The organism is Janthinobacterium sp. SUN026 (genome assembly GCF_030397625.1).
GTDB classification, from domain to species: domain Bacteria; phylum Pseudomonadota; class Gammaproteobacteria; order Burkholderiales; family Burkholderiaceae_D; genus Janthinobacterium; species Janthinobacterium kumbetense.
The window spans coordinates 556796-580321 of the sequence record NZ_JAPQNU010000004.1 but is presented as its reverse complement, the minus strand read 5'-3'; the positions used below and the strand labels follow the sequence as shown (position 1 = coordinate 580321).

The window sequence follows — 23526 nt, the reverse complement described above, 5'->3', positions numbered from 1 at the left end:
TACGGCTTGTCCCTATAACCTTAGCAGGTACAGAGGATAAGACGGTACAACGTTGCGTGTGTGTTGATACAACCAGTCATTACCCAATCTTTGCTTCTTCCAGATTCAGGCTTTGTCGCTCCACTGAGGACAAATGCCAGTACAAGTTATGCCTGATGACCATAGCAAGTTGGTCCCACCCCTTCCCATCCCGAACAGGACCGTGAAACAACTTTGCGCCGATGATAGTGCTGCAACCAGTGTGAAAGTAGGTTATCGTCAGGCTTGTTATTCGAAAAAACCCCTTCCGGTGATCCGGTTGGGGTTTTTTTACGTCTGACGGTTTTGTTTTGTCAGTAGACAGGCGTAAAAAAGCAGCGCTGCGCGCTGCCTTTGTCATGTAACGTCGCTTAACTTCCGCGATAAGTCGAATACGACCACGGCGACACCACCAGCGGCACGTGGTAGTTCTCGTCCGTATGCGCAATGCCGAAGGCCAGGGTGACCAGATCGATGAAGCGGGGCGAAGGCAGTTCCACTCCCTGGGCGGCGAAATAGTCGCCTGCGTTAAACACCAGTTCATATTGACCCGCTTTCATGCTCTCGCCTTCCAGTAATGGCGTGCTGCAGCGGCCATCGCTATTGGTCATATCCATCTTCAATAGCACTTTGCCTTCCGGCGCAACTGAAAACAGGGCCACCTTGACGCCGGCTCCCGGCCTGCCGTGGGCGATATCGAGTACATGCGTGCTGAGTTTTCCCATTTGCTATCCTGTATATAGGGTGAGTGAATGTGCTTATCGTGCAAATCATATACCGGTGACTGCGCCTGGCTATATGATTGGGCATATAGCCAACATTGTCCTCCTATAGGCGCGCCTCCGCATGAACAATTACGAAGATTATCCACGCGACTTGATCGGCTATGGCCGCACGCCCCCGCATCCGCAATGGCCGGGCAAGGCCCGCATCGCCCTGCAATTCGTTCTCAATTACGAGGAAGGGGCGGAAAACAGCGTGCTGCATGGCGATCCCGCCTCGGAAACCTTTTTATCGGAAATGATCGGTGCGGCCGCTTTTCCCGCGCGCCACCTGAGCATGGAGTCGATCTACGAATACGGCTCGCGTGCCGGATTATGGCGCTTGCTGCGCATGTTCGAGGATCGGCGCCTGCCGCTGACCGTATTCGGCGTATCGATGGCCTTGAAACGCAATCCGGAGGCGGTGGCCGCGTTCCAGCAACTGGGGCATGAAATCGCCTGTCATGGCTTGCGCTGGATTTCCTACCAAAACATGGATGAAGCAACGGAGCGCGAACACATGCGCGAAGCCGTGCAGATCATCCGCGAATTGACGGGTTCCGCCCCGCAAGGCTGGTACACGGGGCGCGATTCGCCCAATACGCGCAAACTGGTGGTCGAGCATGGCGGTTTCCGCTACGACGCCGATTACTATGGCGACGATCTGCCATTCTGGGAAAAAGTGGCGTACACGGATGCCGCCGGCATGCCGGCCGTGCAGCCGCAGCTGATCGTGCCTTACACCCTGGACACGAACGACATGCGCTTTGCCGCCATGCAAGGCTTTAATTCGGGCACGCAGTTTTTCGATTATCTGAAGGATGCCTTCGATGTGCTGTATGCGGAAGGCGATCCGAACGGCTTGAATCAGCCGAAGATGTTGTCGGTGGGCTTGCATTGCCGCCTGGTGGGACGTCCGGGACGGGCCGCGGCGCTGGCGCGCTTTCTCGATTATGTGCAGGGCCATGAGCAGGTGTGGATCACGCGCCGCATCGATATCGCCGAACACTGGCATGCGACGCATCCCTATGCAGTTTGAAGGGTATTGATATTGGATGATAAGTAAAATCAGTCTTTGCATATAGTTGTCCCATATGCCGGTGTTAATCTCCTATACTGGGACTATACCGAGGCCAGCATGTCAGAACCGATCCGCTTTTATTACCGTGGTGCCGTACAGGAAGTACGCAACGCCGCCCCTACGCAGACTGTGTTGCAGCACCTGCGCGAGGATTTGCATTGCACGGGCACCAAGGAAGGCTGCGCCGAAGGCGATTGCGGCGCCTGCACCGTCGTCATCGGCAGCCTGGTCGATGGCCAGGTCGAGATGAAGGCCGTCAACGCCTGCATTCAGCTCACGCCCACCCTCGATGGCAAGGCCCTGTTTTCCGTGGAAGACTTGCAGCAGCCGGACGGCGCCCTGCACCCGGTGCAGCAGGCGATGGTCGAGTGCCACGGATCCCAGTGCGGTTTTTGCACGCCCGGTTTTGTCATGTCCTTGTGGGGCATGTACCTGAAAAAAAACGGCGAGACGCCCACGCGCTGCGAAATCGACGACACCCTGTCGGGCAATCTGTGCCGCTGCACCGGTTACCGGCCCATCATCGATGCCGCCAGGCGCATGGGGGAATTGCCGCACGTCACGTTCGATCGCGATGCCTTGAGGGGGCAATTGCAGGCGCTGCAGCGCGGCAGCCTGCATACCTATGAACATGGCGGCCAGCACTTCCACGCGCCGCGCAGCATCGATGAACTGGTGGCGTTGCGCGCGGAAAAGCCGCAAGCCTGCCTGCTGGCCGGTTCCACGGACGTGGGCTTGTGGGTGACCAAGCAATTGCGCGACCTGGGCGACATCATTTATCTGGGCAACGTGGCGGCGCTGAAGACGATTGCCCTCGTTGACGGCAAGCTGCACATCGGCGCCGGCGCCAGCCTGAACGATGCTTACGGGGCGCTGTGCCAGCATTACCCGGAGGAATTGTCGGAACTGTGGCAACGCTTTGCCTCCTTGCCGATTCGTAACGCCGGTACTTTGGGCGGCAATGTGGCCAATGGTTCTCCCATCGGCGACTCGATGCCGTGGCTGATTGCACTGGGCAGCGAGATCGTGCTGCGTGGCCCTGCCGGACAGCGCATCATGCCGCTGGAAAACTTCTATCTGGGGTACCAAAAGAAAGATTTGCAGCCAGGCGAATTCGTCGAAGCCGTGCGCGTGCCCTTGCCACGTGCCGACATGCAATTTCGCACCTATAAACTGGCCAAGCGCTTCGACCAGGATATTTCGGCCGTGTGCGCCGCGTTCGCGTTCCAGCTCGATGGCGGGCGCATCGTCAATGCGCGCATCGCCTTTGGCGGCATGGCGGCCACGCCGCAGCGTGCCGCGCAAACGGAGGCATTTTTGCGTGGACAGGCGTGGACGGAAGAGAACCTCGTCATCGCCATGCGCTTGCTGGCCGACGATTATGCACCGCTGTCCGACATGCGCGCGTCGACTACCTATCGCATGACGACGGCGCAAAACCTGTTGCGCCGCTTCTGGCTGGAAACACGTCCCGTTGCGCCGCTGTTGCGCACGGCCGTCAACGCCTACGCTTGCCGCGCTTGAAAGGACCAGCATGAACCATCCTGCCACGCCCGAACTGCAAGCGGCTGCCTGGGCCGCCGTGGGCAAGCCCAGCCCCCATGAATCGGCACAATTGCATGTGCTGGGGCAAGCCACGTACACGGACGACATCGCCGAACTGCAAGGTACCTTGCATGCGGCGCTGGGCTTGTCGCAAAAGCCGCACGCGCGCATTACGGCCATGGATTTGTCGGCCGTGCGCGCCGCTGGCGGTGTCGTCGCCGTCTATACGGCGCAGGACATTCCCGGCACGAATGATTGCGGTCCCATTATCCACGACGATCCCATCCTGGCTTTTGATCTGGTGCAATACGTGGGCCAGCCCATCTTCATCGTTGTGGCCGATACGCATGACCATGCGCGCCGCGCCGCCCGCCTGGCGCAAGTGTCATATGAGGAATTGCCTGCGATCATGACGCCGCAAGCGGCCAAGGCCGCGCAATCGTACGTGCTGCCGCCGATGCAGCTGACGCGCGGCAATTACCAGGCCGCGTTCGAAGGCGCGCCGCATGTGGTCAAGGGCCAGCTGTATGTAGGCGGCCAGGAACAGTTTTATCTGGAAGGACAGATTTCCTACGCCATCCCGAAGGAAGCGCAGGGCATGCTGGTGCTGTGTTCGACCCAGCATCCGAGCGAGATGCAGCACGTGGTGGCGCATGCGCTGGGGGTGCATTCGCACAACATCACGGTCGAGTGCCGGCGCATGGGCGGCGGCTTCGGCGGCAAGGAATCGCAATCGGCCCTGTGGGCGGCGGCGTCATCGATCGCAGCGGCCAAACTGAAGCGTCCCGTGAAATTGCGCGCCGACCGCGACGACGACATGCTGGTGACGGGCAAGCGCCATTGTTTTTACTATGAGTACGAAGTGGGCTACGACGACGAAGGCCGCATCCTTGCCGCCAAGGTCGACATGACCACGCGCGCCGGCTATTCGGCCGACTTGTCCGGCCCCGTCGCCACGCGCGCCGTCTGCCACTTCGACAATACATATTACCTGTCCGATGTGGACATCCGCGCCGCCTGCGGCAAGACGAATACCCAGTCGAACACGGCTTTCCGGGGCTTTGGCGGGCCGCAGGGCGCCATTGCCATCGAGTACGTCATCGATGAAATCGCCCGCCACTTGCAACGCGATGCGCTCGATATCCGCCTGCTCAATTTCTATGGCCGCAACGATGCCGAGGGACGCAACGTCACGCCCTACGGGCAGAAGATCGTCGACAACGTGATCCATGAACTCGTTGCCGAACTGGAAGAGAGCAGCGATTACCGGGCGCGCCGCCGCGCCATCGACGCCTACAACGAGGTCAGCCCGGTCCTGAAGAAGGGCCTGGCCTTCACGCCCTTGAAATTCGGCATTGCCTTCAACGTCACGCATCTGAACCAGGCCGGCGCCCTCGTGCACGTGTACGTGGATGGCTCCGTTCTGGTCAACCATGGCGGCACGGAAATGGGGCAGGGCATCAATACCAAGGTCATGCAGGTGGTGGCGCACGAGCTGGGCCTGGACCTGGACCGCGTGCGGGCCACGGCCACCGATACCAGCAAGGTGGCGAATACGTCGGCCACGGCAGCGTCCACCGGCGCCGACCTGAACGGCAAGGCGGCGCAGGACGCGGCGCGCCAGATCCGTGAACGCCTGGCCGATTACGCTGTCAAACTGTACGGCGGCGACGTTGCTGCTGTGCGCTTCTTTGACAACCATATCCACGTGCATGGCCATGTCGTCGCGTTTGCCGAACTGGTGCAGAAGGCGTATCTGGCCCGCGTACAACTGTGGTCGGACGGTTTCTATGCCACGCCCGGCCTGTCGTGGGATGCGAAGACGATGACGGGCCATCCGTTTTCGTATTACGCGTATGGCGCGGCTGTGGCCGAAGTGGTGGTCGATACCCTGACAGGCGAATGGAAATTGCTGCGTGCGGACGCCTTGTACGATGCGGGCCAGTCATTGAATCCCGCGATTGATCTGGGTCAAGTGGAGGGGGCATTTATCCAGGGCATGGGTTGGCTGACGACGGAGCAGCTGTGGTGGAATGCGGCGGGCAAGCTGATGACGCACGCGCCATCGACGTACAAAATTCCGGGTATTTCCGATTGCCCGGAAGATTTTCGCGTGAAACTGTTTCAGAATCGCAATGTGGAAGACAGCATCCACCGTTCCAAGGCCGTGGGCGAGCCGCCGCTGCTGTTGCCGTTTTCCGTGTTCTTCGCCATCCGCGACGCCATTTCCAGCGTGGGTCATCACGCCGTGCAGCCACCGCTGAATGCCCCCGCCACCAGCGAGGAAATTCTCAAGGCGGTCATGGCCGTGCAAGCGGCGCATGCCGGTGCCTAGGAGCAGAGCATGAGCGACTGGCTGACAGCGATGGAGAACGACACGCAGGCGTCCGTGCTGGTGACGGTTGCCCTGGTGGAAGGTTCCGGACCGCGCGAGGCGGGGGCGAAAATGCGCGTGACCCTCGATGGCCAGTTGGACACCATCGGTGGCGGCCACCTGGAATTGCGCGCCGTGGAAATCGCCAAGACCATGCTGGCCACGGGCGAGACCCATGCGCGGCTCGAGCGTTTTGCACTGGGCCCCAGCCTGGGACAATGCTGCGGCGGCGTCGTCCACCTGGCATTCGAATATGTCGATGTCAGCCTGAAAGAATTGTTGGCCGCCTTGCGTGAACGCCGCCAGCAAGACAGCTGGCGTTTGACGGCGCTCGACGGTGAAACCGCGTCGGCGCTGTTCGATGCAGGCGGTCGCCTGATCGCCGGGACTGCCGCGCAGGCGCCCGACACGTTTTCGCGCGAACGCAGTACCCATGTCGCGCAGGATGGCAAGGGCCGGCGCTGGCTGGTCGATCCCTGCCTGGCGCCGCGCGCCCATTTGACCTTGTTTGGCGCCGGCCATGTGGGTGCCGCCATCGTGCGCGCGCTGGCCCACTTGCCCTGCAATATCACCTGGGTGGATGAACGCGAAGACATGTTTCCCGTGCAACTACCGGATAATGTGCGCATCGCCGCGACCGATACACCCGAGGAATTTGTCGCCATGGCGCCGCCGGGCGGCAGTTTTCTCGTCATGACGCATAGCCATGCGCTCGATCAGCGTTTGACGCAAGCCATCATGGAGCGCGAGGATGCGGGCTGGTTCGGCTTGATCGGTTCGCACACGAAACGCAAGCAGTTCGAGCACCGCCTGCAGGCGCGCGGCGTGCCGGACGCGCGTATTGCCGCCATGGTGTGTCCGATCGGCATGCCCGGCATCCGCAACAAGGCGCCGGCCGTGATCGCCGCGTCCGTTGCCTGTCAACTACTCATGGTGTGGGAGGAAGCGGCCGCGGCCGCCCTGGCCGCACCGCTGCGGCTGGCCTCGGCCAGCGCGCCACCGCGACGCGAGAAACGCGCCGCCATTCACCCGTTATAGAAAGAAGTCATGCCGATTGTTCCTGCTACATTGCAAGCTTACCGTGCCAGCTTGCTGCACTTCCACGCCGATCCCGCCTTTAGCGAGGAGGCGCACGCCTGGCATGCGGATGGCTTGCTGATCGTGGCCGATGGCAAGGTCGTGGCCGCTGGCGATTATGCGCAGCTGCAAGCGACTTTGCCGCCCGGCACCGAGATCGTCGATTACCGCGGCAAGCTGATCGTGCCGGGTTTCATCGATACCCATCTGCACTTCCCGCAGACGGAAATGATCGCCTCGCCCGCTCCCGGTTTGCTGCCGTGGCTGGAAACGTATACTTTCCCCACCGAGCGCGCGTTTGAGAATCCTCAACATGCGCGCGATGTGGCCGAGTTTTTCCTCGATGAACTGCTGCGCTGCGGCACCACGACGGCCATGGTGTATGGCAGCGTGCATCCGCAATCGGTCGATGCCTTCTTTGGCGCCAGCGAGGCGCGCGGCTTGCGCATGGTGGCGGGCAAGGTCATGATGGACCGCAATTGCCCCGAGTTCCTGCGCGACACGGCCGAGTCGGGTGCGCGCGAAAGCGAAGAGCTGATCCAGCGCTGGCACAAGCACGGCCGTTCGCTGTATGCGATCACGCCCCGTTTCGTGCCGACGTCCACCAACGAACAGATGCACCTGGCGGGTGAGTTGGCGCGCGCCTATCCGGATACGTATTTGCAGACGCACGTGTCGGAAAACGCGGATGAATGCCGCTGGGTGCGCGAACTGCATCCGCAGGCGCGCAGTTATCTCGATGTATATGACCAGTACGGCATGCTGCGTCCGCGCGCCATGTTCGGGCATTGCATCTGGCTCGACGAGCGCGACCGGGCACGCATGGCGGAGACGTCGTCGGCGGCCGCCATTTGTCCTACATCAAACCTGTTCCTGGGCAGCGGCCTGTTCGATTTCGAGCGGGCCGATGCGGCGCGGGTGCTGCTGTCGCTGGCCACCGACGTGGGCGGCGGCACCTCGTTCTCGATGTTGCAAACAATGAACGAAGCCTATAAAGTAGCACGCTTGAAAGGCAGCTATCTGCCCGCCTTGCGCATGTTTTATCTGGCGACCCTGGGCGCTGCACGGGCCATGCAACTGGAAGGCACCCTGGGCAATTTCGCGGCAGGCACGGAAGCGGATTTTATTGTGCTCGACAAGCAATCGACGCCGCTGCTCGAGCGCCGCACGGCCGGCTGTCAAAGCCTGGAGGAATTGCTGTTTGCCTTTGCGCTGCTGGGCGACGACCGCGCCGTGGCCGCCACCTATTCAGGCGGCCGATGCGTGCATGTGCGGGGGCAGGGCTGACCTACCCGTTGTTCAACACGAATTATCCTGAGCGAGAACGCGAATGCACAAGAAACTCACTGGCCTGGCGCTTGGCGCCGCGCTGGCCTTGACCGGAACGGCGCAGGCCGCCCCGTCTTCCAATGAAGCAGCCACCGCGCGCCATTTTGCCGCGCTGGTTGCCGGTGCGCAGCCGAAGACGGCCGAGTTGAGCCTGTTCTTTTCCATGATGCCCAAGGGCGGTGACTTGCATCACCATTACTCGGGTGCCATTTACGCCGAGCAATTCCTCGACTGGGTCGACAAGGAAAACTATTGCGTCAACAAGACGACCTACCGCATCGAAAGTAACAAGGACGTCGTGGCGGCCGAGCGCGCCAAGCCGGCCGCGCAGCGTGGATGCCTGTCGTCCACGGAAGTGTTTGCCGATGCGGGCCTGTATGCGGAATTGCTGCAGCGCTGGTCGACCAAGGATTTCTATAATCACGGCGCCATCCAGACGCCGCCGGACCGTACCTTCTTCGATACCTTTGGCTATTTCGGCCCCGTGGCATCCACGAACACGGCCGATGGCCTGAAAACCCTGAAGCAGCGCGCCATCGCGGAAAACCTCAGCTATATCGAAACGATTTTCGAGCTGTCGCCATTCGTGCAAAACGCGCAGTTCGACCAGCAAGTGCTGGCGCCGGGCTTGCAGCCGGCCGCGCTGCAAGCGCTGCTGGCCAACTGGACCGGCAGCCTGGAGCAGGATGCCGGCTTCCAGAAAAGCATCACCGCCTACAACGACAACGTCAACGCCAGCAGCGCCGGTATCGACGATGCGCACTTCACCATGCGTTACCAGGCGTATGTGTTGCGTTTCCTGTCGCCATCGCAAGTTTTTTCCTCCATGGTGGCCGCGTTCAAGGCAGCGAGCCTGAATCCCTTGCTGGTGGGCGTGAACATCGTGGGCCAGGAAAGCGTGAACGTGTCGATGCGCGATTACAGCCTGCACATGGAAATGTTCAAGTTCCTCAAGGCAAAGTATCCGAACGTTAAGATCGCCTTGCACGCCGGCGAGCTGGCGCTGGGCATGGTGCCGCCGGAAGGCATGGCTTTCCATATCGCCGAAGCCGTCGATGTGGCGGGCGCCGACCGTATCGGTCACGGCATGGATATCGCCTACGAGCACAATGCGCTTGCGACCATGCAAAAGATGCGCGAACGGGGCATACCCGTGGAAGTGAACCTGACCAGTAACGATTACATTCTCGGCATCAAGGGCCAGGCCCATCCGATCACCCTGTACCGTAAATATGGCGTGCCCTTCGTCATCTCCACGGATGACGCGGGCGTCTCGCGCAATACCCTGTCGAATGAATACGTGCTGTTTGCCAGCCAGTACAGGACCGATTATGCGGAAGTCAAAAAGCTGTCGTATAACAGCTTGCGGTATTCGTTCCTGGCGGAAGCGGACAAGCAACGTTTGCTGAAAGCACTCGATGCCCGTTTCACCCGCTTTGAAGCGCAAATTGCCGCGGCCGACAAGGCAGGCAAGGCAGGCAAGAGCAGCAAACCGTAAGTTGCGCGACGTTCACAACTGATACTCTCAGGACGGCCGGATATTCCGGCCGTTTTCATTTCTCCCCCTCAAATCCCGGTAATGTATTTTTGTTAATTTTGTGGCGGCCATGCGACACAATTAACGGCAGATGCACGACTTTGTCCAATTTCTTGGATGAATCAATTTCAAGTACATATTGCTCATTTATAATCACGCGCCATAAGCCCGGACGCTGTCAGCACGATATCAATCCAGCTAGTTACCCCACGCTATTTATACTTAAAATATATAAATATGTAAAAAAAAACGTATTTGTCATCCATTTTTTGATGATGCATAGTGGGATGAATGTGATATTAAAAAGTCACAATTCATATGGCTGATAGCGTATGAAGATGGGTATTTGCAGTAAATAAAGGTGAGATGCAGAGTGAAACAAACAGTCGCGCAACTAAATGACGACATTCCTCTGCATTTTGCCGCCGTGTCACAGTCTTGAAATATTTAACAATTACACTCGCGGCTTGCCATGTTAGCCGGGTAAGCCTGTCGGGTGAATGACACAGGAGCTAGCGCCCTGGGTCGTACGGATCGGTCGCAGTTTTTTCCGCCGTTATTGTCTGAATAGGAATGGTTGTGATGTGTGGAGCGGCGTTTTGTGATGGTCTTGTCAGGACCGCAGCCAGTCCCGCCGGCGTAACAGTTGCAGCATCGTAAAGAGGAAATGTTGTGTTTGTGTTGCTGTGCGGCGCAGCCGGATGGTGGGGCAATCCAGGATTTTCAAAAATAATAGTCTTTTCTGGGGTTAAAGATGATCAATCACAAGCGACTTCGGCTAACGCAAATCGCGTTCAGCCTGTCTATTGCACTGGCGGCGGCACCATCGTTCGCACAGAACACTACGTCTTCCATTGGCGGCCGTATCTCGGCCACCGACGGCAAGCCGGCAGCTGGCGCCACTGTTACCATCGTGCACACCGAATCGGGTTCCGTCAGCAATGTGACGACCGATGCGGAAGGCCGTTACGTCGCCCGCGGCTTGCGCGCTGGCGGTCCCTACACCATCACCATCACGAAGAATGGTGAAGTTGAAAAACGCGAAGGCGTGTTCGTTCAGCTGGCTGAAACCGCCAACGTGGATGCCACCCTGGGCGCTCAGATGCAAACCGTGAACGTAACGGGCACGGGCGCACGCGCACAAATCTTTAACCGCAGCAACATGGGTGCAGGCACCAATATCGGCCCAACGGAACTGGCAACCCAGGCATCGATTTCGCGCAGCCTGCAAGACTACGCCCGCGCCGACCCGCGCCTGTCGCAAACTGATAAAGAGCGCGGTGAAATTTCCGTTGCCGGCCAAAACTCGCGCTACAACTCGATGACCATCGATGGCGTGGCCGTGAATGACACCTTTGGCCTGGAAGCTTCCGGTACTGCCACTGGTAAACAACCTATTTCTGTTGAAGCGATCCAGTCGGTCCAGGTGAACGTCGCCAACTATGACGTGACGCAAAAAGGCTACACGGGCGCCAACATCAATGCCGTCACCAAGTCGGGTACCAACAAGGTCAAGGGCAGCGTCTACTACGTCTTCCGTAACGACAAGATGTCGGGTGAGCGCTATAACGACACCACCGGCGAATACTACGATGCGCCAAAATCGAAGGACACCACCAAGGGTATCACCTTGGGTGGCCCGCTGATCGAAGATAAATTGTTCCTGTTTGCGAACTATGAAAAATCGAGCAGCAGCCGTAGCTCGCCAACGTTTGGTCCGATCGGCAGTCCACTGACGAACGTCCTCATTCCACAAGCGGCAATCGATAGCGCCATCGCCATTGCCAAGGATAAGTACGGTATTCCTATCGGTACCTCCGAGGTTCCTGGCGGTACGGAATTCACTGCAACGGAAAAGCTGCTGAAGCTGGACTGGAACTTGACGGATACGCAGCGCGTGATGTTGCGCTATTCGAAAACCGAGCAGGCCGAGCCAATGTTCCCTGGTTTTACCAAGACAGGTCTGTCGCTGAGTTCTTACTGGTATGCCCAGGAAAAGAGCTTGGAAACGATCGTCGCGCAGTGGACTTCCGAGTGGACACCGACGTTCTCTACCGAAGTAAAGTTGTCGAATCGCAAGTATGACAGCGTGCCAAAAAATAATGCCTATCTGCCTTCGATTGGCCTGCAATTCAGCGGTCCCGGACCTGATGGCAAGGCTGCTGACAGCCGCTACCTGAACTTCGGCACTGAAACAAGCCGTCAAAAGAATGTGTTGAATAACAAGGCGCTTGACGCTTACCTTGGCGCCAACTGGGCGCTGGGCGACCATGACGTCAAGTTCGGTACCGATTTCAGCAAAACCGAGGTGTATAACGCCTTCTTGCAAAACGTCAACGGTAACTATACCTTTGGCTGTATTACGACTGACGCGTTGGATTGCATCAAGGCGACTACGGCACAGTGGCAAGCTGCGATGCTGGAAAACTTCCGCAACGGCCGTCCTAGTTCGTACACGCTGCAAGCCCCGGTTGCTGGCGGTTCGCTCGATGACGCGATTGCCCGTTTTACGTTGAAAAATATCGGTCTGTTCGTGCAGGATAGCTGGAACGTCAACAAGCAACTGACGCTGATGGCAGGCTTGCGCGTCGACGGTACGCGCATCGGCGAAAAGCCTATTCGCAACGCTATCGCAGCCATGCCGGTTGGTCCAGTTGTCGCTGGTCGCCAAACTGGTGGTTTCGGCATCGACAATACGCACACGATTGATGGCGAAAACCTCTATCAGCCACGTTTTGGCTTCAACTACAAGCTGGATTCGGCACGCCCGACACAAATCCGCGGTGGTATGGGCTTGTTCCAGGGGGCTGCCATGGCTGTCTGGTTGGGTAATCCTTTCCAGAATACCGGTGTTGCGTTGCGCAACTTCAATTGCAGCTCGACCGGCAAAGCTTGCCCAACGAACGACGGTTTCTTCAGTATTGATCCACTGCGCCAGCCGACCAACGTAGGTGACACGGTTCCTGCGATGAAGGTTGACGTTCTTAGTCCTGATCTGGCTCAGCCATCGGTCTGGAAGGCCAACCTGGCATTCGAACATGAATTGCCATGGATGGGACTGGTATTTGGCGCTGAATACCTGCGCACTCGTACCAAAGATGCGATCTACTACCAAGAACTGAACCTTGGCGCGCCGACCAAAACCGGTAGTGATGGCCGTGCGCTGTACTGGGGCGCAAATGCTTACAAGGTCGATTGCTGGGATACTGTCAAAGGTATCTTGAATGGCAAGACTGGCTGCCGTGCCGATACCAAGGCTGGTAACAATGCCGCATTTGGCCAGGTACTGATGGCAACCAAGACAGACAAGGGCGAAGGCAATGTACTGACCCTGTCGTTGCGTAGCCCAATGCGCAATGGCTTGTCGTGGGGCACGTCGTACACGTACACGGATGCTACTGAAGTATCGCCACTGGGCTCGTCGACTTCCAGCTCGAACTGGGGCGGCCGTGCTTCGTTCAACCCGAACGAAAACGTCGCTTCGAACTCGAACTATATGGTGAAAGACCGCTTTACGGCCAACGTCAGCTGGCAGAAGCGCTTCTTTGGCGAGTACAAGACCAGCTTCGGCCTGTTCTATGAAGGCCGTAGCGGTAAGCCATATAGCTGGACCTTCAACAATGACTTGAACGGCGATGGCCTGGCTGGCAATGACCTGATGTACATTCCTAAAGCACCAGGTTCTGGCGAAGTCGCATTCTATGGCAAAACTCCAGCAGAAAGCGCTGCCAATGAAGCGGCATTCTGGGCAGTTGTGAACAGCAATGGCGATCTGCGCAAGTCCGCTGGCAAAGTCATGAACCGCAACAAGAGCTTTGCGCCATGGACCAATAGCATCGACATGCGCTTTAGCCAGGAAGTTCCAGGCATCTTCAAAGGCAACAAAGGCATCATTACCTTTGATATGTTGAACGTTGGCAACATGATCAACCGCAAGTGGGGTCGTATCAACGAAATCGCTTTCCAACCGCAAGGCGGGCAAGTGCGCAGCTTTGTCGACTTCGTCGGTATCGATGCCCAAGGTCGTTATATCTACAACACGCGTCCAACGGTAGAAGGCACGGAAACGCGCCAAGCCAAAGGCGAATCGCAATGGGCAATTCAAGCCACGGTCAAGTACGAGTTCTAATCTCGTAGTTGCCTCGTAGCTTGGCAAGTAAAAACGGCTGGTGGCGACACCAGCCGTTTTTTTTATAGGCAAGATGGTTTACCCTTTCTCTTTTTGACATATTGATTCCATGGCTCACTTCTTACGCACTCAGGTCGCCAGCGCGGCCCTGATTCTCATCCTGTCCGGCTGCACCAATTTAGCGTCCGCGCCACAGCTTGCGCCGAACGGCCCGATTGAAGTGAACCTGGTCGCCCTGAACGATTTTCACGGCAATCTCGACCGCAGCAAATTTACCTACACGAGCGTCGCCGATGCCGAGCGCAAGACGGTGCAGGCCGGTGGCATCGATACCTTGTCCGGCGCATTGACGGCGTGGCGGCGCGAAGACGCGCAGCTGATTTTTGTCGGCAATGGCGACCTGGTCGGCGCCAGTCCCGCCATGTCGGCGCTGTGGGCCGATGAACCGAGCATCGTCGCCATGAACATGCTGGGCATGAAGGCCAGTTCCGTCGGCAACCATGAATTTGACCAGGGCAAGGCGGAACTGTTGCGCCAGCAGCGCGGCGGTTGCGACTCGTCGCGCGCCGACAAGGCATGCAAGTTCACACCCGATTTCAAGGGCGCCAGCTACACCTATATGGCGGCCAATGTCATCGACACGCAGACGGGCAAGTCCTTGCTGCCCGCCTACCGCATCGAAGAGGCGCATGGCGTCAAGGTGGGCTTGATCGGCGCCGTGCTGAAAGATACGCCGTCCGTGGTGACGGCCGCCGGCATTTCCGGTTTGCAATTCGGTGATGAAGCGGATGCCATCAACGCCACCTTGCCGCAGCTGCGCGCGCAGGGCGTTGGCGTGTTCGTCGTGCTGCTGCACCAGGGCGGCGAGACGAAGGAAGCCGTCGACCAGCCCGATTGCAGCCAGCTGAAGGGCGAAGTGGTGGATGTGGTGAAACGTCTCGATCCGGCGATTCAGCTGGTCATCAGCGGCCATTCGCACCAGGGCTATTTGTGCCGCGTCGATGGCCGCCTGGTGACGCAGGCACAAATGGGCGGACACATGTTGACGCGCATCAAGCTCAAGGTCGATCCTGTCAAGAATGCGCTGATCGATGCCAGCGCGCAAAACGTGGTCATGCTGCCAGGCATGTATGAGCCGGACCCGGCCGTGGCAGCTTACCTGGAATCGGTGAAGCAGCGCAGTGCGGCCGAATTGTCGCGTCCCGTGGCCGCCATCGCCGTACCCACCGTGGGCCGCAGCACCAAGGGCGGCGGCGCATCCCCGCTGGGCGACCTGGTGGCCGACAGCACCTTATTTGGCGCGCGCGCAGCCGGCGCGCAAATTGGCCTGATGAACAATGGCGGCATCCGCAAGGACCTGGAAGCAGGCGCCGACTTGATGACGAACGTGGGCCAGAACCAGGCCGTGGTGCCGTTTGGCAATACCCTGATCGTCGTGAGTCTTTCCGGCGCGCAAATCCGTACCTTGCTCGAGCAGCAATGGCCGGGCGAAGAGGCCGGCGAGGGCAATCTGCTGCAAGTGTCCGAAGGTTTTAGCTACCGTTGGGATAGCACGCAGCCGCAAGGCCAGCGCGTGCTGCCGGGCAGCATCATGCTGAATGGCATTCCTCTTGAAGACAATCAACAATACCGAGTCGCCGCCAACAGTTTCCTGGCCGGTGGCGGCGACAGCTTCACCGTGCTGGCGGCCGGCACGCGCCGCCTGGACACGGGCGTGCGCGACATCGACGCCTTCAGCAATTACCTGATCGACCGCGCGCGCGCCGGCAAGCCGGCTGGCAGCGCCACGGCGGCCGGCCGCATCGTGCGCGTCAAATAACATTACAAGGAATAACCATGCGTCGTTTATTTGTTTCTGTCGTTCTCTCCAGTCTGTTCGCGGGTACGGCCCACGCCGATTTCACGATTCCCGGCTTTGAGCTGGTACACACCTCGCCCGTGGAAACGAGCTTGACCAATCCCGACCTGCGCGAGCCCGTTACCGTGTGGAGCGAGCTGTTTGATTCGGCCAAGAAAGAAATCGTCATCGCCCAGTTCTATGCCGTCAGCAAGCCGGGCACGGCCTTTGAAAAAGTGCTGGCGAGCCTGACGGCCGCGGGCCAGCGCGGCGTGAAAATCCGCTTCCTGCTGGACCAGAAGGGCGTGGGCCTGTCGGAAGCGGCGACCATCGACCGGATCAAGGCGATACCCAACCTTGATATGCGCCTCATCGACTTCAATAAAATCACGGGCAATGGCATCGTGCACGCGAAATACCTGGCCGTCGATGGCCAGGTGGCATACATCGGCAGCCAGAATTTCGACTGGCGCTCGTTCGAGCACATCCATGAGACGGGCTTGAAGATCACGGAGCCAGGCATGGTGAGCCAGGTGCAAGCGATTTTTGAACAGGATTGGCAAGCCCAGGCATTGACGTCGCAAGGCAGCCGCGCCACGGTGCTCAACAGCAAGATCGTGCCTGCCAATTACGCGCAAAACGCTTTCCTGTTGGCCAGCCCGAACGCTTACAACCCGGCCGGCGTGGGCGACTCGGAAACAGGCTTGCCCGCCTTGCTGGCGGAAGCGAAAAGCGAAGTGCGCATCCAGCTGCTCGACTATGCGCCCCTGTCCTACGGCCCGAACCGCACGCGGCCGTATTACGCCGTGATCGACAACGCCGTGCGCGCGGCTGCCCAACGTGGCGTGAAAATCAAGCTGATGGTGTCCGCCTGGAACACGGAAGCGCCCGCCATTGCCTATCTGAAAAGCCTGGCGCTGGTGCCGAACGTGGAAATCCGCATCGTGACGATACCCACGGCGTCGACGGGTTTTATCCCGTTCGCGCGCGTGATCCACAGCAAGACCATGAGCATCGACGGCAAGCTGGCCTGGGTCGGCACGAGCAACTGGGCGGGCGGCTATTTTGATTTGTCGCGCAACCTGGAAGTGGTGCTGCGCAACGATGCCATGGCGCAGCGTATTGCCGCGCTGCATGAGCAGACGTGGAGCTCGGCGTATGCCCAGCCTATCGATATCAACAAGCAATATCCGAAGCCGGCCAAGGCGGCGCCGCAAGGCAAGGAGTGAACATGAAAAAACTGTTGACGGTGCTGGCGCTGGGCGCGGTTTTCTCCTCCGGCAATGTGCTGGCCTGGGGCAACGACGGCCACCGCGCCGTGGGCGCCATCGCTGATCAGTTGCTCAAGGGTAGCGCGGCGCAGGAGCGGCTGGAGAAATTGCTGTTGCCCGGCGAAAGCCTGGAAAAGATCGCCAACTGGCCCGATTGCGTGAAGGGCACGTATTGCGGTCCGCAATCGCCCGAAATGTTGACCTATGTCGCGGCGAACCCCAAGCATGGCGAATACCATTACACGAACGTGCCTTTTCAAAACGCGCATTACCACGACCATGGCGTGGGCACGGCCGACGACGATATCGTGCAGACGCTCAAGCAGGCGATCCTGGTGTTGCAAGGCAAGGCTGATGCGGCCAGTAATCCGCACGGCTTCAGCCAGCGCGAAGCTTTGATTTTGATCACGCACCTGGTCGGTGATATCCACCAGCCATTGCATGTGGGCAATGCGTTTGTCGGCAAGGATGGCCAGTTTTTCGTGCCCGCCACGCAGGCGCAGATTGACGATGTCACCATTTTCAATGCGCGCGGCGGCAACGACTTGCTGCTCGACGATGCGAAGATGACGGCGCTGTCGGATGTCGTGATTCCCGCGCCGCTGCCGGCTGAGGATGGCGCGGCCAAGCCCTCCAGCGCGTATCCGAAGTCGCCCACCAAGCCCCTGCATTCATATTGGGACACGACCGTCGTCGATTACGCCATGCGCCGCCTGAGCACGCGCACGCCGCAGCAGTTCGCGCGCACCGTGATCGCCGGCGCGCCTGTGGTCAGCGCCAATAGCGGCGACCCCGCCACCTGGCCGTATCAATGGGCCGATGCCGCGCTGGCGGCGTCAAAGATTGCCTTCACGGACGTGGTGGCCGGCCCGGCCACGCAGCAGACCAGCCGCAAGGGCGATGTCTACAATGTGTGGAATTTGAACGTGCCGGACAATTATCCCGTGCCCAGCTCGGCGCTGGCGAAGCAGCAGCTGATCGAGGGCGGCTATCGTCTGGCCGCCGTGCTGCAGGCGATCTGGCCGCAGTAAAGTGTCATGCGAAAGCGGCCTGCGGGCCGCTTTTTTCATGCCAGGGTGATGCTGATCCCCATCTCGCGGTAGGGCGCGACCAGGGCGTCTTCCACGTCGCGGTGCACGATGATGTCGTTGACCTGGCTCAAGGGGACGATTTGAAACGGCGAGGCCGTATTGAACTTTTCCGGTGAAGCCAGCACGACAGTGCGGCTGGACGCTTCGCTCAGCGCGCGTTTCACGCACGCTTCTTCATGATCCCCCGTAGTGATGCCCGCTTGTGGATGCAGGCTGGACACGCCCATGAAGTACAGGTCGGCACGGATGCGGCCGATGGCTTCCACGGTGGCCGCGCCGACACCCACGATCGAGTGCTTGTACAGGCGCCCGCCCAGCATCAGCACCTCGACGCCGGGGTGATTCACCAGTTCGACGGCAATCGAAGGACTGTGCGTGACGATGGTGGCGCGCAATTCCCGCGGCAGCTGGCGCGCCAGTTGCACGGCAGTCGTGCCGCCATCGAGAAATACCACTTGTCCCGTTTGTATCATGGCACCCGCCGCGCGACCGATGGCGGGCTTGGCTTCCAGCGAAAGCTGTTCGCGCCCGGCGAACGGCGCCAGCGCGGGCGAACGGGGCAGCAAGGGCAGGGCGCCGCCGTGCACGCGCTCCAATAGACCCTCTTTCGCCAGTTCGCGCAGGTCGCGGCGTATCGTGTCTTCCGACAAGCCCAGGCTATCGCTGACGGCCTTGGCGACGATCTGGCCTTCGCGCTGGAGCAAGTCCAGCAGGTATTGTTTGCGTTGATGTGTCAGCATGAATTTTCTTGTATTTTCTTGATATTGCACGAGTTTGCATGATAAAGTCGTCGAAGGCAAGCATATACAAGCACAAGGAGACACTATGCGCGAAGAAACAGCACAGCAGGAACGGGTCCGCATCCACGGCGTGCAGACCCTGTCGCACGACTGGTATTTATTGCAGAAAACCACGTTCGACTATCTGCGCCGCGATGGGCAGTGGCAGATGCAGACGCGGGAAACCTATGACCGAGGCGATGGAGCCACCATCTTGCTCTACAACAAAGTCAAACGTACGGTGATTTTGATCCGCCAGTTCCGCTTTCCCACCTACCGCGAAGGCCACGACGGTTTCCTCATCGAATCGGCGGCCGGCTTGCTGGAAGAGGCCAGCGCGGAGCAGCGCATCCGCGCCGAGGTGGAAGAAGAAACGGGCTATACGGTGGGCGCCGTGCATAAAGTGTTCGAGGCTTTCATGAGTCCCGGTTCCGTGACGGAGCGCCTGCATTTTTTTGTCGCAGAGTACGATCCGGCCAGCCGCATCGGCGACGGCGGCGGTCTGGCGCACGAGGGCGAAGATATCGAAGTGCTGGAACTGCCCCTGGCGCAAGCGCTGCAGATGGTGGCCGATGGCCGCATCTGCGACGGCAAGACCATCATGCTGCTGCAGCATGCGCAGTTGCACTTGATGCCGCGCAAAAGAGGGCTGCAGATTTTAGTAGCTGGCCCGTATCGTTCCGGCACGGGCGACGACCCCGTCTTGATGCAGCGCAATGTGGACGCCATGCAAGCTGTCTGCCTGCCCCTGTATGCCAAGGGACACATGCCCGTGCTCGGTGAATGGCTGGCCTTGCCCATGCTGGCGCTGGCCGGTTCCACCCGGGTGGGCGACGCCGTGTATGAAGCGTTGTTCCACGCGCATGCGACGCGTTTATTGAGCCATTGCGATGCCGTGCTGCGTCTCGGCGGCGCGTCGCAGGGGGCCGACCAGATGGTGGCGGTGGCGCTGGATCTTGGTTTGCCTGTGTATTTCTCGCTGGACGAGATTGCGCGGGCGTAAAAAAAGCGAAGCCCGCGGGCTTCGCTTTTTTATGATGTGATAGCCTCTTAACGGGACTTCACAAAGGGGATACCGATGGCCTTCGGCGCGATGGATTTCGCCATCAAGCCTGCCAGCACGATCACGGTGACCACGTACGGCACCATCTGGATCAGCGAACCGGGGATGCGGCCCACGACGGGCAAGTCCACGCCTTCAATCTGAATCTGGATGGCGGCAAAGAAGCCGAACATCAAACAGCCGAGGAAGGTGTAGACGGGACGCCAGTTGCCGAACACCATGGCCGTCAGGGCCAGGTAGCCGGCGCCGGCCGACATGTCGCGCAGGAAGAAGCCGCTTTGCACAATGGCAAGATATGCGCCCGAGAACGAGCACAGGATGCCGGCCACCAGCATGGCCAGGTAGCGCGTCGCTTCCACGCTGACGCCGGCCGAGTCGGCCGCATGCGGGTTTTCGCCGCAGGCGCGCAGGCGCAGGCCGAAGCGCGTGTGGTACAGCAGCCAGTGCACGAGCGGAATCAGCAGGAATGCCACGTAGACGAGGATGGAATGGCCGCCGATCAGGTGGGCGTACACCCAGCCGATGAAGGGGATGTGTTCCACGTATTGCGTACCCGGCAAGACCACGTCGAACAGCCGCGCCGAACCGAGGTCGGGCGTGCGGCCGCCTTGCTGGAAGAAGAATTGCGCCAGAACAAACGTCAGTCCGCTCATGGCGATGTTGATCGCCATGCCGGCCACCAGCTGGTTGCCCTTTTGCGTGATGCTGACATACGCTTGTAGCAGGGCCAGCGCGACGCAGACGAGCATGCCGGCAGCCATGCCGTAATACGGGTTTTGCGTCGTGTAGGCCACGGCGGCGGACGCGAAGGCGCTGGCCAGGATCTTGCCTTCCAGGCCGATGTCGATCATGCCGCTGCGTTCGGCAAACAGGCCGGCCATGGCGGCAAAGATCAGGACGGGCGCATTGCGCACGGTCGATACCAGGATGCTGGCGAATTGAAAGTCGTCGAGTGTCATGGTGTTAGCCTTTGGTGCGCTTGAGCAGGGCGGAAATGGCCGGTGCGTAGAAGTTTTCCATGGCGCCGCAGAACAGGATGATCAAGCCCTGGATGAAAATGAAAGTTTCCGTCGGGATATTCGGTTTTTCCAGCGACAAGTCGAAACCACCCTGTATCAGCGCGCCGAACAGCACGGCCGACAGGAAGATGCCGACCGGATGCTGGCGGCCCATCAGGGCGATGGCGATGCCGATGAAGCCGGCGCCGCCGACGAAATTGAGCGACAGATAATGCGTCGAACCCATGATGGAATTGACGGAACCTAAGCCCGCCAGCGCGCCGGAGATCAGCATGACGATGATGATCATCTTGCTGATCGACACGCCCGCATAGTGGGCCGCGTGCTTGTTGAGGCCCGTGGCGCGCAGCTTGAAGCCCCACGACGAGCGCCAGACCATCACGCCGTAAATTACCAGCGCGGCAATCGCCAGGATAAAGCTGATGTTCAGCGGGGTGTCGCCCAGCGACGGGAACCAGGTGGACAGACGCGGCATTTCGCCGCTTTCCGCAAACACGCGGCTGGCCGTGTTCTGTTCGCCTGGCGGGATCAGGTATTTCACGATCACGAAGTTCATCAGGCTGGCGGCGATGAAGTTGAACATGATGGTGGTGACGACAATATGGCTGCCGCGCTTCGCCTGCAGGTAGCCGGGCAGGAAACCCCACAGCGCGCCGAACAGGGCCGCGCCGATCATGGCGGCCGGAATCAGCAACCAGGCGGGCAGGGTCTGGTCGAAAGCCAGCATGGCGACGGTGAGGCCCAGGCCGCCGATATACATCTGGCCTTCGGAACCGATATTGAACAGGCCGGCCTGCATCGCCACCGAGACCGACAGGCCCGTGAAGATGAAGGTGCTGGCGTAGAACAGGGTATAGCTCAAGCCTTCCGGATTGAGGATGGCGCTGTGGACGAGGATCGACAGCGATTCGGCCGGGTCTTCGCCCAGCATATAAATCACCAGGGCTGCGACCAGCAAGGCCGACAGCAGGTTTAACATGGGCATGACAAAGGCTGTCGCCCAGCGTGGCAAGTCGTTATTCATGATTTATGCATTCCCCCCATCAACAGACCGATGCGGGTGGTATCGAATTCTTCAATTTTCAGTTCGCCGGTGATGCGTCCGCCGCACATGACGAGAATGCGGTCGGCCAGCGCCCGCACTTCTTCCAGTTCGACGGACACCAGCAGGATCGCCACGCCCGCGTCGCGCAGGGCCAGCAATTGCGTATGGATGCTTTCGATGGTGCCGATGTCGACGCCGCGCGTGGGCTGGCCCACCAGCATCAGTTTTGGCTTGGCCAGTACTTCGCGCGCGATCACCACCTTTTGCTGGTTACCGCCGGACAACAAACCGATGCGCAAGTCCGGATTGGCCGGGCGCACGTCGAAAGTTTTCAGCAATTGCGCGCAGCGGGCGCCGATGGCCTTGAAGTTGAACAAGCCCCAGCGGTTTTTCAGGTGGTCCTGGTAACCGAGGATGGTGTTTTGCATGACGGAAAAATTTTTCACCACGCCATCGCGCAAGCGGTCTTCCGGAATGTGGGCGATGCCCAGTTCGCGGAAGGCCAGCGGCAAGCCGTCGGCATCGTGGCGCTTGGCAAACGGCAAGTCCTTGTCCAGGAAGCGCAGCTTGCCCGACGTCGGTAAACGCATGCCGGACAGAATTTCCAGCAGTTCGCTCTGGCCATTGCCCGACACGCCCGCGATGGCGACGATTTCGCCGGCGCGCAGATTAAAACCTATGTCGGCAAGCAATTTGACTTGCTGGTCGTCGGCTAGTTGCAAACCGTCAACTTCCAGCACCGTGGCGCCCGGATTGTACGGTGCGCGGGGCAAGTGGCTCTGGATGGGGCGGCCGACCATCATGTTGGCCAGTTCCTCTTTCGAGGTACCGGCGGTCGCCACGGCGCCCACCACCGTGCCGCCGCGCATGACGGTGACGTTGTCGGTGATTTCCAGGATCTCTTGCAGCTTGTGCGTGATCAAGATGATGGTCTTGCCTTGTTCCTTGAACAGGCGCAAGATTTCAAACAGCGAAGCCGTTTCCTGGGCCGTCAGCACGGCTGTCGGCTCGTCGAGGATCAGGATATTGGCGCTGCGGTAAATCTGCTTGAGGATTTCCACGCGCTGCTGCGCACCGACGGAGAGGTCTTCGATCTTCGCCAGCGGGTCGACATCGAGGCGGTAGCGGGCGCAAATCTCGCGCAACTTCGCTTCCGCTTCCGTGCGGTGGCTGGCCAGGCGAAAACCGCCTTCCGTGCCCAGCATGATATTGTCGAGAACGGTGAAGTTCTCGACCAGCATGAAGTGCTGGTGCACCATGCCGATGCCGAGGTTGATCGCTTCCTGGCTGTTGCGGATCGGTTGTACTTTTCCGTCGAGCAAGATTTCTCCGCCGTCGGCACGGTAATACCCGTACAGGATGCTCATCAAGGTCGATTTGCCGGCGCCGTTCTCCCCCACCAGGCCGTGGATACTGCCCTTGGCGATGGAGAAGCTGACGTCGGCGTTCGCCTTCACATGTCCAAACTGCTTGGAAATGCTGCGAAATTCTACTGCTGGCTGCATAGGTTCATAACTGGATAGTTTCATGGAAACGCGCCGCGCGGAGACTGGCCCCGGCGGCGCGCTAA

At 59.6% G+C, this 23526-nt stretch carries 15 protein-coding genes, 1 rRNA gene and 1 pseudogene; 12 read left to right on the top strand and 5 right to left on the bottom strand.

Features of this window, described 5'->3' with window-relative positions:
* Window positions 1-151: 151 nt before the first annotated feature.
* A 5S ribosomal RNA gene (gene rrf, locus OX459_RS20920) occupies window positions 152-264 on the top strand.
* Between the two features lie 125 nt (window positions 265-389).
* Here the strand turns inward: rrf and uraH are convergent.
* Entirely contained in the window at window positions 390-743 is a 354-nt protein-coding gene (gene uraH, locus OX459_RS20915; protein ID WP_070303439.1) for a hydroxyisourate hydrolase, read from the bottom strand.
* 121 nt (window positions 744-864) lie between these two features.
* Here uraH and puuE point away from each other — a divergent pair, with 121 nt between their 5' ends.
* From puuE to OX459_RS20865, 10 genes are all read left to right on the top strand, one after another.
* Window positions 865-1818, top strand: coding sequence for an allantoinase PuuE (gene puuE, locus OX459_RS20910; protein ID WP_289906420.1), 954 nt, complete (start codon window positions 865-867; stop codon window positions 1816-1818).
* 99 nt (window positions 1819-1917) lie between these two features.
* Complete coding sequence (xdhA, locus tag OX459_RS20905; protein ID WP_289906419.1) at window positions 1918-3384, top strand: xanthine dehydrogenase small subunit; 1467 nt, start codon at window positions 1918-1920, stop codon at window positions 3382-3384.
* Between the two features lie 10 nt (window positions 3385-3394).
* Complete coding sequence (gene xdhB, locus OX459_RS20900; protein WP_289906418.1) at window positions 3395-5740, top strand: xanthine dehydrogenase molybdopterin binding subunit; 2346 nt, start codon at window positions 3395-3397, stop codon at window positions 5738-5740.
* 9 nt (window positions 5741-5749) lie between these two features.
* Window positions 5750-6817 (top strand): xanthine dehydrogenase accessory protein XdhC, encoded by a 1068-nt coding sequence (gene xdhC, locus OX459_RS20895; RefSeq protein WP_289906417.1) that lies wholly within the window; start codon window positions 5750-5752, stop codon window positions 6815-6817.
* Window positions 6818-6826: 9 nt separating this feature from the next.
* The gene (guaD, locus tag OX459_RS20890; protein WP_289899781.1) at window positions 6827-8143 is read left to right on the top strand and encodes a guanine deaminase; all 1317 of its coding nucleotides are present in this window, start codon (window positions 6827-6829) and stop codon (window positions 8141-8143) included.
* Window positions 8144-8186: 43 nt separating this feature from the next.
* Window positions 8187-9683, top strand: coding sequence for an adenosine deaminase (locus OX459_RS20885; RefSeq protein WP_289906416.1), 1497 nt, complete (start codon window positions 8187-8189; stop codon window positions 9681-9683).
* 793 nt (window positions 9684-10476) lie between these two features.
* Window positions 10477-13851, top strand: a complete 3375-nt coding sequence (locus OX459_RS20880; RefSeq protein WP_289906415.1) for a TonB-dependent receptor — start codon at window positions 10477-10479, stop codon at window positions 13849-13851.
* Between the two features lie 109 nt (window positions 13852-13960).
* On the top strand, window positions 13961-15670 hold the full coding sequence (locus OX459_RS20875; protein ID WP_289906414.1) for a bifunctional metallophosphatase/5'-nucleotidase: 1710 nt from the start codon (window positions 13961-13963) through the stop codon (window positions 15668-15670).
* 17 nt (window positions 15671-15687) lie between these two features.
* Window positions 15688-16917: a phospholipase D-like domain-containing protein gene (locus OX459_RS20870; RefSeq protein ID WP_289906413.1), complete on the top strand. Its 1230-nt coding sequence runs from the start codon at window positions 15688-15690 to the stop codon at window positions 16915-16917.
* A gap of 2 nt (window positions 16918-16919) precedes the next feature.
* Complete coding sequence (locus tag OX459_RS20865) at window positions 16920-17990, top strand: S1/P1 nuclease (protein WP_289906412.1); 1071 nt, start codon at window positions 16920-16922, stop codon at window positions 17988-17990.
* A gap of 35 nt (window positions 17991-18025) precedes the next feature.
* Here OX459_RS20865 and OX459_RS20860 read toward each other — a convergent pair whose 3' ends face one another.
* Window positions 18026-18790, bottom strand: coding sequence for a DeoR/GlpR family DNA-binding transcription regulator (locus tag OX459_RS20860; protein ID WP_289906411.1), 765 nt, complete (start codon window positions 18788-18790; stop codon window positions 18026-18028).
* An 85-nt stretch (window positions 18791-18875) separates the two neighbouring features.
* On the opposite strand from OX459_RS20860, the pseudogene OX459_RS20855 reads away from it, so the two are divergent.
* Window positions 18876-19460 (top strand): annotated as a pseudogene (locus OX459_RS20855) (NUDIX domain-containing protein); the annotation flags it as partial.
* A 419-nt stretch (window positions 19461-19879) separates the two neighbouring features.
* On the opposite strand, the gene OX459_RS20850 reads toward OX459_RS20855, so the two are convergent.
* Genes OX459_RS20850 through OX459_RS20840 form a run of 3 tightly spaced genes read right to left on the bottom strand, consistent with a single transcriptional unit; the run spans window position 19880 to window position 23461 of the window.
* Entirely contained in the window at window positions 19880-20851 is a 972-nt protein-coding gene (locus OX459_RS20850) for an ABC transporter permease (RefSeq protein WP_034754516.1), read from the bottom strand.
* A gap of 4 nt (window positions 20852-20855) precedes the next feature.
* The gene (locus OX459_RS20845; RefSeq protein WP_035824975.1) at window positions 20856-21935 is read right to left on the bottom strand and encodes an ABC transporter permease; all 1080 of its coding nucleotides are present in this window, start codon (window positions 21933-21935) and stop codon (window positions 20856-20858) included.
* A complete protein-coding gene (locus OX459_RS20840) occupies window positions 21932-23461 on the bottom strand; it encodes an ABC transporter ATP-binding protein (protein ID WP_099665375.1) in 1530 nt (509 codons plus the stop codon). The genes OX459_RS20845 and OX459_RS20840 overlap by 4 nt, the downstream gene beginning before the upstream one ends.
* Window positions 23462-23526: the final 65 nt, after the last annotated feature.